We start from the raw sequence: 13,372 nt of genomic DNA on the forward strand, positions 1-13,372 counted from the left end.
CATATCGTTCAGTATGCTATCGAACATAGCGGGGAAAGAATCTCCAATCAAACTTCCAGGTCCGCAATATCGGAAATCGTGTCGTACTCGTAATACTGCTTGTAATCAACCATGTTCCCCGGCGTGACGGTATCTTCATAGATGCTGTAAAGTGCATCGTCAATGCGGTGAAACTGGAGCGTTTCCGGCGCGCTCATATCGGGCAGATAGGGTGATCCCCGGTGTCTTTCCTGCCAAGCCGCCCAGATTCGATCCACGTTGCAGTGGTGCAGAAAAAATACCGGATCATTCGGAGACGATGACAACGACATGTCGCCGCCCGTCCAGACGTGAACGCTGTTGTGAATGCGCTCCTCTCCTACCCAGCCTTCCAGAAGGTTGCGCAAGCCGCCTGAGGAAGAAGAATTAAATGGCGATGTATCATAAGCTGCCTGATCGCGAACGACTGCTCGCACCCCGGTTCGCGTAAGAAGTCTTCCACCGCCGAGAGCACGCTGCAACGACCGATCCGTTCGCCGCAAATCTCCTGTCCTCAGATCCATCTCCAGACGAACCCGCCAATCCGAGCGGGCAAATTGGCCCAGGTTTGCATTGCTCCATATTGGCGATGTGGAGGGGTCGGATAATTCCGCGTCGGCAGTCCAGTCCCAGTAGGGAATCCTGAACTCGGTATCCCCTGTCGCCCGACGCAAAAAACCTTCGAACGTGACAAGGAAATAGCGGTGCCAAGGCAGAAACGCCGGGCCGGAATGTGCGGCGTTTCTGTCGTTCTGGCTGGGCGGAGTCATCAGCATCATAGACTGATGATGCCAGAAGACGAATGAGTCGTATATCGATAGGCCATCCTGGCCCGGCCACGGAAACTGTGCCGGATCCTTGAGCATTCTTACCCCGTCGATATACTTCTGAGCCGCATCAGCGTCGGTGAGAAAATTTCGGCGTATCACGATTGACCTCCACCCTGGTTATTATCATGATCATGACCGGCATGGGTATGGGCATCGGAATTAGCATCGGAATCAGAAAAAGCATCCGGGTAGGCATCCATGACTTCTTTCATCAGATCGACTGCGGAAGCATACGTAACGAATGGCGTGGCGTGCGTATAAACCTGTCCATCTTCGTCAACGGAAAGATGCATTCCCGCAGGCGCTCCATCGACCTCGACCCGATAGGTGGTGATGATCCTGACCGCATGCCCGTTATGCGTGAGCTCGCGGATGCTCGTCGCTTCATGCTTGTCGTGAGATGCAATATAGCCCGGAAACTTTGTCTTCACCCAATCCGGGTGGGATTGCGCACCTTCCGTCGGCGAATAGTTCTTTAGAACGGAAACGTCCGGGTTGCTGATCGAGTTTTTCGACTCGCTCCGGGCAGGCTTGGATTCCTTCCCTACCCTCGAGCTTCCATCGCTTGGACCTTTCTTTTCTTCCATGATATTCCTCCATAAATTCAGCAAGAAAGAGAAGTAAGGCTTCAGGTATGCCCCTTCTCTCACAAGTTCCGAGCGACCCGCTCAAAGAATGGGAATATCTTCCGCAATGCCTTTAAGGTTCAATACATCGTAAGATAATTCCGCGCCGGCCGGGTTTATCACCCGGCCTCTGCTGCGTGCTTTGATCCCCAGCGTTTTGAAATCCTGCCGTGCTTCGCCTCCCAGATTAACCGGGGGCAGGACAAGCGCGAAATCGATACCACCCGCATCGGCATCAGGTCTGAGAGTGACTGAGATAAGCGACCCGAGAATAGTTTGCTCCTGGGTGATATCTTCTCCATGGAATATCAACTGACCTTCCGGACCATCGTATTGGAGTTGCGCACCCGCGGGAGGCTCGCTTGCTCCCAATGGAGTGAGCGCCTGGGGGAAAAATACGATGTGCGTATGGCCGTCGCAACCGCTCAGGGTAAAGCGATTGGGATGCCGATCAGATTGACCGGAATTATCCAGCATCGCCGTTTTTGAATTTTGCGAAGCGTGTATCCGGACCCCTTTTACATCCGGTGTTAAATTTTCCCTGATATAAACGGCTTCGACGGGAGAAATTACCTGCGTCGCAACTCCCTCGGGAGGATCTGCAACAAAATTGAAATCGTAAATACCGTCCGGTGGCGCCTGGATATGGATGTAAGGATCCAGCTTGGGATTGGACCAGCCACCGGTGGGCACAGTACCCGATGCCGTGATACTTAATTTGGGCGGGAAACTTTCCAGAATGGCAAGTGCGATTTCAGTAACTTCCAGAATTTTTTCCATATCAGTTCCCAGGAACGTTGGAGGCGAGCCAGACAGTACTGTGCACCGACCGGTTTCTATGTTCTTTATAGTTTAGAAAATAGAAAAGGCAAGAATGAGATTGCGGCGTCCATGACTTTGATCGAGGAATAAGCTTCCCGTTATTTTGAGGCAGCCGAAAAAAAGCCGGGCGTATCCGCAGGTATATTTTTCATTTACGGAAGCAGAACAGGCACAGCCTTCCGCCGCAGTTTCTTACAGTCCTCACAAAAGACGGTTACGGAACAACCAGGCAGACAGCGGTAGTGTGATAGCAGATATGACCAGCAGGGGAATCAAGTCATGGACGACTGTGAGCAACCCGACACCCTCCAGGTAGACGCGCTGCGCCAGATCGATCGCGAAGCGCAACGGGTTGATCAAAGTGGCGGTTTGCAGGAATTGCGGCATGTTACGCACCGGCGTGGTCAGTCCGGAAAGCAGTATCAGCGGCATGATCAGCATGAAAGTGTAAAGCATGGCTTGCTGCATGTTTGCCGAAACCGCCGAGATCGATAGTCCCATGCCGACGCTGGCAATGGTGAACAGGCCCAGCCCGGCGTAGAGCGTCACCAGTGAGCCTGCCATCGGTATATTGAACCAGAACAGCGCCACCAACAGTACGATGGTGGATTGCGTCAAGCCAATCATGATGATTGGAATAGCCTTACCGATCATGACTTCCGTTGGCGAAAACGGAGTCACCAGCAATTGGTCAAAAGTGCCATTCTCGCGCTCCCGAGCAACGGACAACGCAGACAGCATTAGCGTCTGTATCATGCTCAGCGCGGCAATCAAGCCGGGTAGCAGATTCCAGCGGGTCTCCAGATTCGGGTTGTACCAGGCACGTGACTCGACGGTGAGCGGCGGTCCGGTCCCGCCGCGCAGCGTCGCGTTAAACGAATCGATGACTGCGCCAACATAGATCGCGGCGGAGCCGGCCGTATTCGAATTACGTGCGTCCAGAATCAATTGCACCGGCGCGGATTCGCCTGCATTCAGTTGTTGCTCGAACCGTGGCCCGATCTGGATCACGATCAGCGCATCTCCGCTGTCGATTACCCCCGCGATATCGCTCTGTGTCCGTAGCATTGCGACGCGATGGAATACCCCGGTACCGTCCAGGTGAGCGATCAATTCGGTTGATGCGGAGCCATGGCTTTGATCCAGCAAGGCGTAAGGCACATTGGTCAGATCATAGGTGGCCGCATAACCGAAAAGAAAACTTTCTATCAATGAGGGAACGACGAGAATGACGCGATTGGCGGGATCCTTGAAAATAGCCAGTAATTCTTTCCGGCACAGGCTAACGATACGATGCAGGAAATCCAGCATTTTCAATCCAGCTTCTTACGGGTGACGACCCGTGCCAGCCCTAGCAGCACCACGGCATAGCCCGCCAGGATCGCGCAGTTCTTGAAAATCAGCGGCCATATGTCGCCCGCCAGGAACAACGTCCTGATCAGTTCCATGAAATAGGTAGCCGGCAGCGCGTTGCCGATAAGGTGGATGGCAGTCGGCACATTACGCAAATCGAAAAAAAACCCGGATAGCATCAGTGCCGGCATAAAGCTGGTGATCAGTGCAAGCTGGCTGGCCAGGAACTGGTTCCGGGTCACCGAAGAAATCAGCAGGCCCAAACCCAATGCCACCAGCAGGTAAAGCATCGAACTGCCAAGCACTATCAGCAGTGAACCGTACATGGGCACCTCGAACAGGAAGCGCGCGGCGAGCAGGCACATGCCCAGGCCAAGCATCCCGACCATAAAGTACGGAATAATCTTCGCCAGCAGTATCTCGTTGGGCCGCACCGGGGAGACAAACAATGCTTCCAGTGTGCCGCGCTCCCATTCCCGGGCCATTACCATCGCAGTGAGGAAGGCGCCGACCAGCGTCATGATCAGTACGATCAACCCGGGTACGAGATACCAGGTGCTGGTATTGGCGGCGTTGAACCACATCCGCTGAATCAGCGTAACCGAACCCGAGGCGGTGCTGTCCACGCCTGCCCCTGCGACCATTCCTTGATCGCTCTGACGTTGCGCCCACTGGCCCAAGGCGCCGCTGACATAGCTGCGTATGATAAGTGCACGACTGGCGTCGGAACCGTGCAACAGTAACTGCACTTGCGCGTTCCCAGCCGTCAGGCGGCGCGAAAAATCGCTCTGCACCTGCACGATGGCATCCACCTCGCGCGCCAGCATCAGGCGCTGCGCATCATGCATGGAGGTAACCACTACCGGCGAGATATATGCGGAGAGCTCCAGGCCTGCGATGACATCAGCCGCCATGGGCGAAGGATCTTCCAGCACCACCGCCACCGTGGCATTCCTGACATCAAGTGAAAGCCCATAGCCGAAAATCAGGATCAATACCAAAGGCAGGCCGATACCAATGACAAGGTTGCTCCGGTCACGCAGTAGCTGGCGAATTTCCTTGCGGGTCAGGGAGATCAGGCGCGACCGGAATCCCCTGATACCTTTATGTCTCTCATGCCCATTATCCGCTTTGCCCGATTTATACGCGGTAGGTTCCTTGCTGCCTGCCTCTGTTCCGGCTTTGCTCATGGGTTGGCTTCCCTGGCGGGGCTTTCACTGTTTTTCTGCCGCTCCTGCTCGACGATGCGGATGAAGGCCTCTTCCATATCCAATCGGGCGCCCTCTCCACCCGCTTGCCTCCGTACCTCCTCCGGGGTGCCGAGTGCCAGCAGCCTGCCGGCATCCTGGATGACAATACGGTCGCAGTACTCGGCCTCTTCCATGAAATGAGTCGTAATGATAATCGTCGTACCCACCTCCGACAGCGCAGTGATACGCCGCCAGAATTCCCGGCGCTTGAGCGGATCGGTGCCACTGGTAGGCTCGTCAAGGAACAGGATATCAGGCTCGTGCAGCAGGCCGACCGCCATCGCCAGGCGTTGCTTGAATCCCCCGGGCAATTGCCCGCTCGGCGACTTCTCCCTGCCCTCGAGGTCGAACTGCTGCATAACGGTATCGATGCGCTCGCGCAAGCGCTTGCCGTACAAGCCATATGCGCTACCGAAAAACGCCAGGTTTTCCATTACCGAAAGATCGCCGTAAAGCGCGAATTTCTGCGACATATACCCTATCCTGCGACGTGCTACCGCGCGAGCACGTAGAAGATTGAAGCCGGCAACCTGAAGAAAACCGCTCGTAGCCGGCAGAAGGCCGCAAAGCATTCGAAAGGTCGTAGTCTTGCCTGCGCCGTTGGGACCCAGCAGGCCGAAGATTTCGCCGCGCCGAACCGAGAATGAAACATGGTCCACCGCGGTAAAATCACCGAACTTGCGCACCAGGTCACGCACCTCGATGACGACTTCATCCGGCTCGCCTTTAGCGTCATCTTCGCCGCTTTTAGCGTTTTCTTCACCGATAACGCCATTTTCCGTCCCGCTGGCGGCCTTCAGGGCCGCCGTATCCAGCGGGGCCACATCGTGGCGTTCGCGCAGCAGCACCATAAAACCGTCTTCCACGCGTGCTTCGACCGCCGTGGCCGGAATACCGCCAAGCAAGCTGTCCAGGCGCTGCCGGTCCGCCTCGGCTCGGCGGATGAAGCGCACAGCGCCGCCGTAAGGAACCGCATCGATGATGCAATCGGCGTCATCCAGCAAGCGCGCCTGGAGAATACGCGATGGTTGGCCTTGCGGCGGTGTAACGACGAAACACAGGTTGCGCGCATGTTGGCGAATTTCTTCGGGTGTGCCTTCAGCCAGCAGCTTGCCTTCCTGAAGAACGAAAACACGGGCGCAATGCTCGGCTTCATCCAGATAAGCAGTGGTAACCAGTACCGTCAACTGCTCATCGTCAATCATTTGCTGAACAATTTCCCAGAGCTCCCGGCGCGACAATGGATCGACACCCACTGTCGGTTCATCGAGCAACAACAGTTCGGGTGAGCGCACGAGGGTGCAGGCCAGGCCCAGTTTCTGTTTCATGCCCCCAGAGAGCTTGCCCGCCGGACGCGCGGTGAAGCGCGCCAGATCGGTCATTTCCAGGAGCCTTGCGTAGCGTTTCCGGCGAATTGCTTGCGGCACGCCATGCAGATCAGCGTAGAGGTCGAGGTTTTCCTGCACGCTGAGGTCTTCATACAGGCCGAAGCGCTGCGGCATATAGCTGATGCGGTCCTGAACCGCCTGCGGGTCGGCAGCCACATCGATGCCCAGCACCTCGAGCCGACCTTCGTCGGCCGTCATCAGTCCGGCTATCATCCGCAGCAAGGTGGTCTTGCCCGCACCATCTGGACCAACCAGGGCCGTAAGCGAACCCATCTGCACTGCAAGCGAAACGTCAGCGACCGCTTGAGTCGATTTCCCCGTTTCCTTGACCAGAAAGCGTTTATGGATGCGATTTGCAATCAGCGCTACTGGCGGGTCGCTCATCGATGCCCCGTTCCAGCGAGATTTTTCTCGTCTTGCAAGGAGATGAGCACTGTGGCCGGCATGCCCAGACGCAGGCGATCATCGACATCTTCGACAAAGACACGCACTTCATAGACCAGGCTGGTGCGCAATTCTTCGGTCTGCACAATCTTGGGGGTAAACTCCGCGACCGAGGAGATATAGCCGACGCGGCCCGGAATCGATTGATCGGGATGGCTGTCAGTGACCACGCGTGCACTCATACCGGGTTTGATGCGGCCCAGATCCGCTTCCGATACATAGGCACGCACCCATTTCGGGTCGGTAATCGCCAGCGCATATACCGGACGTTGCGGTGCAGCCATATCGCCCGGTTCCAGCAAGCGCGAGCGCACGACGGCATTGATGGGCGACTTCAATTCATATAGGCTGAGCTGATGCTTGAGCAAGGCTAGCTCAGCCTGGGAAACGTTCAATTGTGCCTCGGCCTGGGCGATGTCTTCCTTCCGTGGACCGATCACAGCCAATTGCAGCGCCTTCTGGTTGTTTTCCAGCTGTGCCTGGGCCACACGCTGGCGTGAACGGGCACTGTCCAGATCCTGCTGGCTGACCGCCTGGTCGGCAGCGTGCTCGATATTTTGCAAACGCTTGAGGAGCTGTGCGGCGAGATCCGCGTCGGCGCGAGCAGCAGTGACCTCAGCCTTGGCTTGAGCCACCTCTTCGGGGCGTGTTCCGTTCCTCAGCCGTAACAAGACCTGATCCTGTACGTTGATCTGTGCTTCGGCCTGAGCGATTTGCAGCCTCAGGGTGCGGGTGTCGAGCGTAGCCAGGACTTGTCCGGTCTCCACCCGGTCGCCTTCCTGTACGCGCATATCGGCGACCCGTTCGCTACCGTTGAAAGCTAGCGAGACTTGGCGAATATCGACATTGCCGAAGAGCACCAGCGTATCGTCATCATTCTGCTGCCGGGTGAAATACCAAACTGCCGTTACCGCGACGATGATGACAAGCACAGCCACCAGGACAAGCCTTTTCTTCATGAGTGATTGGTCAGTTTAATCCATCGCGGAGCTCAAATTCAGATCGACCTATATAGGCCAATACCAGCTACAAGAAGCCAGGACCTCGTTGCGCTGAAGACGTCAGTTCGCTATTCAGCGCTATCATCAAACCGGATCACGGGGTCCGATAATAGCTTCGACGGCATCTTCCAACGCCACTATCCCGGCGGGAATCGACGCCGCGTTGCCGGATGAAATTGCGCCGGCCAGCAGGATCAGCGCCGAGGCAAGGTCGAGCACCTGCTTGAAGCTTGCAATATGCTGAATCGCGGACTTGGCGCTCTCTACGCTGGACTGCAGGCGTGCAACCGGAGCCCGGCTATCCTTCAGGACGAGGCTTATCGCACTGGCGTAGATGCCTGAGGCGGCGTTTAGAAGCGTAATCTCCTGTTCATCGAGTTCATCCCACTGGGCTTTGCTCAGGCTGGCCCGGTTTTTGAAACGCCAGTCTCCAAGCATAATCGCAGCATCGCGAAACTGGTTGCCTAGCTCGAAAGCCTCATCCGCTGAAAGCTTGTCCATGGCCTTGTTCTCTTTTCATCGTGAGACATCAAGTAAATCAGCATACGCTGCCCGAAGCGCGTCGACGTACGGCTTGAATTGCCGTTCCAGCGCTTCATCGCCAAGGCTATCCCGATGGTCAAATAGATACTGGTGGCCTTGTGCGATTTTCTCCAATATAACGTCATAACTTCGGGCGGCGCGGAGCCGATTATCCACACGGCCGAGGGCTTCTACCCTGGCCTCATCTGCCAGTGCCATTGCAATGGGTTCCTGGGGATTATTCGGCGCGAATATGAAATTATCGTAATACCTCCCTACCAGAGCGGATTCGACCTGCAAATCCGCGGCCATGCCCTTCACGACAATCTTGCGGGTCGCCTTGATCACATCCTGAAGCGGTTGATTGCCATCGCGAATCAATTTCCTGATTTCGTGCTCCCGGTATGCGGCCGTGACCGTGCGCGCAAGAAGGGTCGATAGCGCGCCAACGGCGTCCTTCTCGTCATCGCTGAGCAGCGTCACTTTATTGAGGCGGTCGCTGAGATCGTCAAGCGACTTGTCATAGGTTCGGATTTCGCCGGCGGCCAAACCGCCAAGGCCTTGCATGTAATCCGTCACGGTTTGCTGGAGCATATCGAGACTGGCTCGCTGCGCTTCCCGGCGCATCTTCTGCGCTTCCAGCTCGCTATGGAATTTCTGCGGCTGATATTGCTTGCGCCTGTCGAGCGCCCCGATGTAGTCCCTTGTGAGCGCATCATGGGTGGCGGCACTCGACGAAAGCGACGCAAATGCTTTTATTTCCTTGAAACTAGCGCATCCGGACACAGACATCGCCAGGAAGATCATGGTTAACGCCAACCGGGAGAGCCCGGTTATATCAAGAGCACGAACCATATGTTATTTCCTGTAGCTACGTAAATAACGAATGTTCTCTCAACTGCAATATCGCGGAAATTGAGATGCTTGCTCCATTTTTCCAGCTCATTTTTATTGTAGACGGAAAAGGGCAACGCTGCGCGTTGCTGAGTTCGGGGAATGCCGGGAAGACCTGGCCAAGTTTCTTTTCCGCTACGCCAGTTGAACCGGCCCCGTCACAATCAGCACATCGCAAAAACATTGCTCGATGACATGGCGTGAGACGCTTCCCAGCAGCAACTCCTCGAAGCGGGACCGCCCATGCTTTCCCATCACGATCAAATCCGCCTTTATAGACTTGGCGTGGTCGTAAATGACGTGCCCCGGATGACCGAAAGCGACTGTCCGGAAAAAAGAGTGGCGGCCGGACCGATGATCAGCCTCGCGACCCGCTTGAAGGCCCGCTATAAACTTGTTTAAATCGAGGCGCGCCTCTTCCGCGGCTTTGACATGGTAGTCGTGGATAGTGTCATGAGCAGCGTTCAGGTAATGCATTTGCTCTTCCAGCACGACATCAAACACATGCAGGAAAGTTATATGCGCATCCGGCGCAATTTCCAGCGCCATTTGCGCCGCGCGCCTCGAATTTTCAGAAAAGTCTACTGGAACCAATACCCGGAGATAAGGCTCTGTAGTCTGGTTCTTTACCAGTAACAAGGGAGTTTTACTTATGCGGGCCAATTTATCGGCGGTGTTGCCGAGAAAAAGGTCAGTAAAGAAATTGCCGCCGTGTGCGCCTATAACCGTTAACCCGACAGCCAATTTATCTGCCCTGGCAACGATTTCCGCCTCGGGGCGCCCGAATTTAACGGTAGCGTCGCAGCGAACGCCATGATTGTCCTGCAACAGACTGCAGATATGCCGCAACTCGCGCGTGGCGCGCTCGACCAAAGCGGCCTCGGTCACTGCGGGCGTTTTCTTGAGGACAAGCCCCAGCGCATCGGGTAAACCGCCTTCCTTGACATTCAACAGCTCGACCGAGTTCCAGTTCAGGCTGGCGCATAGCATTGCGGCGCGTGTCCCGGCACGGTCGGAAAACTCGGATAGATCGGTTGCCACAAGAATTGTTCTGATGTTTTGCACGTCATCTCCTCAATAGGAGTTGAAGCCTCGGTACCACTGGCTTACCCTGAAACTCCGCCATAAATTAACCTGAATCCGAAAGTTGACCGCTCATTTTCCGGTTCAGCGCCATACCGAAAAGGATTTTTCGTACCCCGTGAGCTTCACCTTTTTGGAGAGCTCACTCCATCCCGTCCAACTGCCGGATTCAGGTTTAAATAAAGCACACTGACGTGATGATCTACGCATACGGTTCCGCTCGCTGATAAAGGGCCTATACGCGTTGAAGTCAATGCACTTGACGATGGTGCCGTTATCCGGGATTGGAGCTGGGATTGGGAGAGATGAGCATATCAAATTGCCGGTCTCGCGTGGCAGCGCTTTGAGACGATCCATTAATGGGATGGCGAGCGCGACCTCCCGCAAATGGAGCGAATCGCCTCAGGCTGTGATATTGCCATACAGAAGTCAGAAGTCATTCCTCTGAGAAGCAATCCCTCTGTTTCAGCGAGCCGTGACCAAGCCGATTATGCTAAAGAATCCGCCGGTTTCATTTTTTGGCGCCAGCCTTTTCGAGGAGCTGCACTATTTCCTGGTGACCATTTTGCATTGCTATCTTTAGCGCCGTGGCACCATCCTTTGACTTGGCATGCAAGCTGGTGCCCGCGTCGAGCAGCGCGCGTGTAACCTCCTGGCGGCCATCCTGGGACGCCATCATCAGCGCGGTGAAGCCATCTTTTGATTTTGCGTTTACATCCGCGCCGGCGCCAAGCAGCACATATACCACTTCCAACCGGCCATCCTTCGCAGCCGCCATCAAGGCAGTAATACCGCCGTTCGATTTGATGTTCGCATCCGCCCCGGCTTCCAGCAACTCGTGCACTACCAACTGATGGCCTTCCTTCGCCGCCGCCATCAGCGCGGTAACCCCGTCAGTTGTCGTGGCGTTGATATCAGGTTTAGCCGCGAGCAGTGCTTGTGTCACCTTATGATGGCCCCTCTCCGATGCCAGTATCAAAGCGGTCACGCCGTTGTCTGCATGAGCATTCACATCGGCCTTGGCGGCAAGCAGCTCATGCACCACCATCAGGTGACCTTCCTGCGCCGCCGCGATCAATGCGGCGACATCATTGCTCGTCCTGGCGTTCACATCGGCATTGGCGGCGAGCAGCATCTGTACCACGTCCGGCTGGTTCATTTCCGATGCCATCAGTAAAGCCGTGAGGCCATCTTGCGTCCTGGCGTTTGCTTCAGCTTTCGCGGCGAGCAATGTCTGCACCACCATCTGGTGCCCATTCTGTGATGCCATGATCAAGGGCGTTGTGCCATTGTCCATGCCTGCGTTGACGTTGGCTCCGGCGGCCAGCAGTTCCTGGACCACCCGCTGGTGACCATTCTCCGACGCGATCAGCAGCGCTGTGAGGCCATCACTTGTCCTGGCATTTACATCGGCCCCGGCCGTGAGCAACGCTTGCACGACTATCCGGTATCCTTCTTGCGACGCCGCCATTAGCGGGGTCACGCCATTGCCGGTGCTGACGTTGACATCGGCCTTGGCATCAAGCAGCGCTTGTACGATCCGGGGGAAACCGCCCTCCGACGCGATCAGCAGCGCCGTCAAACCATCGCTTGCCTTAGCGTCCACATCGGCTCGCGCATCGAGAAGCGCCCGCACTACCTGCCGGTTGCCCACTGCCGCAGCCGCCATCAGTGCGGTGGCGCCGTTGGTCATCCTGGCGTTCACATCGGCCTTCGCGGCAAGCAATGCCTGCACTACTGCCAGATGACCTGTAGTCGATGCCGCCATCAAGGCCGTGGCGCCATCTCCCCTCCTGGCATCTACATCGGCTTTGGTTCCAAGCAGTGTTTTGACCTGGGAAAGATCACCCCTTCTAGCAGCGACAAGAAGGTCGTTGTCAGCCCAAGTGGTTGCTGAAGCGCAGCATAAGCCCATCAAGGCTACCATCATGCCAAAAATACGCATTCCTCGCGATGCAATCATTCAGATCTCCTTGGTATGGTTTCATTCCTCCGGCTTTTGTCCATGAACATCGGCAGCAAGAAGAAGAGCAGGAAAATCGATCACACGAGCCAGAGCTTCCGGGCGATGCCCCATCACACCTATTTCATCTTGGAAGTTCGAGCTTCCCGATACGTCACGACCGCCGCAATTTGCCCATCTCATTGAGCCCGCAACGGCGATAAAATAATTTCGTTATTACACTTAAACCTAAATCCGGTAGTTATCGCTCATTTGATAGATCAACATTATGATTAATAACAATATTTCATATTATTTGACGCTCACCTTTCCGGGTCAGGGCGCTACGAGGTGAATTGCACAGTTTTTGCGGCACATGGCTGCGTTGCAACTTCTTGGAATGGAACGACCATTCCGCGTCGTTGCGCCTTGCCCTGTACCCCAAAAACCGTACACTTCACCCCGTCCAACTACCGGATTTAGGTTAAACCCCGATTACAACCTATCCGAGCTGACAGCTCAGCAGCCGTTATATCATGGACGAGTATTGGCTACTACCCCAACTGATTAGTGGGTATTAGCGCTGATCTACAGCCCAGTAGCCCCTGGTTCCGCTGAAGCGTTTTCCGGATGGAGAGCCGATCCTTTACTGCCGCTTTCGCCGTTCTCCCTGCTCGCTGGCGGTTTCTGTCGCCATGAACTGCGATATTTTTTCTATGTTATGCTGATCAGCAGATCGCTCATGCGCGTCAATCTATCCGCGATGTACCCTGAAGAGAATTATTGCAGGGTATTTCTTGATAAGCTTGGCGAATAACCGTGCAGGAAATTTCGAATATGAAAAAACTCTGTACTGCCGCCAACCTCATGGAAGCGCAAATCAAGCTTGATCTCCTCGGGCACGCCAACATAGACGCAAGACTATTTAATGAACACGCGCAGGGCGGCCTGGGAGATATCCCTTTTACCCATGCATATCCAGAGGTCTGGGTCGTTCACGACAATGATCTTGCAAGAGGACAGGTAATTGTCCGGGATTTCGAAAAAACCCCGATTGAAACACGCGTCGTGTTCTGCCGGGCATGCACCGAGGAAAACCCGCACAATTTTCAATTATGCTGGCGGTGCGGAGCAGGGCTCGAGTGAAACCCGTGCCCTGAAAGATATGATGATCGGGAGTAGTTGGCTTGCATTAGCAT

At 55.4% G+C, this 13,372-nt stretch carries 12 protein-coding genes; 1 reads left to right on the forward strand and 11 read right to left on the reverse strand.

The window, feature by feature from the left end; genetic code table 11:
* Positions 1 to 47: 47 nt before the first annotated feature.
* The 11 genes from BLP78_RS05645 to BLP78_RS05695 form a co-directional block, all read right to left on the reverse strand.
* On the reverse strand, positions 48 to 947 hold the full coding sequence (locus BLP78_RS05645) for a tyrosinase family protein (protein WP_090457370.1): 900 nt from the start codon (positions 945 to 947) through the stop codon (positions 48 to 50).
* Positions 944 to 1,435, reverse strand: a complete 492-nt coding sequence (locus tag BLP78_RS05650) for a hypothetical protein (protein ID WP_090457372.1) — start codon at positions 1,433 to 1,435, stop codon at positions 944 to 946. The genes BLP78_RS05645 and BLP78_RS05650 overlap by 4 nt, the downstream gene beginning before the upstream one ends.
* Before the next feature lie 81 nt (positions 1,436 to 1,516).
* Positions 1,517 to 2,254, reverse strand: coding sequence for a hypothetical protein (locus BLP78_RS05655; RefSeq protein ID WP_090457374.1), 738 nt, complete (start codon positions 2,252 to 2,254; stop codon positions 1,517 to 1,519).
* Positions 2,255 to 2,497: 243 nt separating this feature from the next.
* Positions 2,498 to 3,607, reverse strand: a complete 1,110-nt coding sequence (locus BLP78_RS05660; protein WP_090457376.1) for an ABC transporter permease — start codon at positions 3,605 to 3,607, stop codon at positions 2,498 to 2,500.
* Positions 3,608 to 3,609: 2 nt separating this feature from the next.
* Positions 3,610 to 4,839 (reverse strand): ABC transporter permease, encoded by a 1,230-nt coding sequence (locus BLP78_RS05665; protein ID WP_090457381.1) that lies wholly within the window; start codon positions 4,837 to 4,839, stop codon positions 3,610 to 3,612.
* On the reverse strand, positions 4,836 to 6,671 hold the full coding sequence (locus tag BLP78_RS05670) for an ATP-binding cassette domain-containing protein (protein ID WP_090457383.1): 1,836 nt from the start codon (positions 6,669 to 6,671) through the stop codon (positions 4,836 to 4,838). Before BLP78_RS05670 ends, BLP78_RS05665 begins: the two co-directional genes overlap by 4 nt.
* Positions 6,668 to 7,690, reverse strand: coding sequence for an HlyD family secretion protein (locus tag BLP78_RS05675; RefSeq protein WP_090457386.1), 1,023 nt, complete (start codon positions 7,688 to 7,690; stop codon positions 6,668 to 6,670). The genes BLP78_RS05670 and BLP78_RS05675 overlap by 4 nt, the downstream gene beginning before the upstream one ends.
* 126 nt (positions 7,691 to 7,816) lie before the next feature.
* Positions 7,817 to 8,233: a hypothetical protein gene (locus BLP78_RS05680; RefSeq protein ID WP_090457388.1), complete on the reverse strand. Its 417-nt coding sequence runs from the start codon at positions 8,231 to 8,233 to the stop codon at positions 7,817 to 7,819.
* A gap of 15 nt (positions 8,234 to 8,248) precedes the next feature.
* The gene (locus BLP78_RS05685; protein ID WP_090457390.1) at positions 8,249 to 9,109 is read right to left on the reverse strand and encodes a hypothetical protein; all 861 of its coding nucleotides are present in this window, start codon (positions 9,107 to 9,109) and stop codon (positions 8,249 to 8,251) included.
* A 174-nt stretch (positions 9,110 to 9,283) separates the two neighbouring features.
* A complete protein-coding gene (locus tag BLP78_RS05690; protein WP_090457392.1) occupies positions 9,284 to 10,213 on the reverse strand; it encodes a universal stress protein in 930 nt (309 codons plus the stop codon).
* A gap of 529 nt (positions 10,214 to 10,742) precedes the next feature.
* Positions 10,743 to 12,194, reverse strand: a complete 1,452-nt coding sequence (locus BLP78_RS05695) for an ankyrin repeat domain-containing protein (protein ID WP_090457394.1) — start codon at positions 12,192 to 12,194, stop codon at positions 10,743 to 10,745.
* A gap of 816 nt (positions 12,195 to 13,010) precedes the next feature.
* Between BLP78_RS05695 and BLP78_RS05700 the strand changes: the two genes are divergently transcribed.
* On the forward strand, positions 13,011 to 13,319 hold the full coding sequence (locus tag BLP78_RS05700; RefSeq protein ID WP_090457396.1) for a putative signal transducing protein: 309 nt from the start codon (positions 13,011 to 13,013) through the stop codon (positions 13,317 to 13,319).
* Positions 13,320 to 13,372: the final 53 nt, after the last annotated feature.

The sequence above is a fragment of the Nitrosospira sp. Nsp1 genome (genome assembly GCF_900100985.1).
Taxonomy (GTDB): Bacteria; Pseudomonadota; Gammaproteobacteria; order Burkholderiales; family Nitrosomonadaceae; genus Nitrosospira.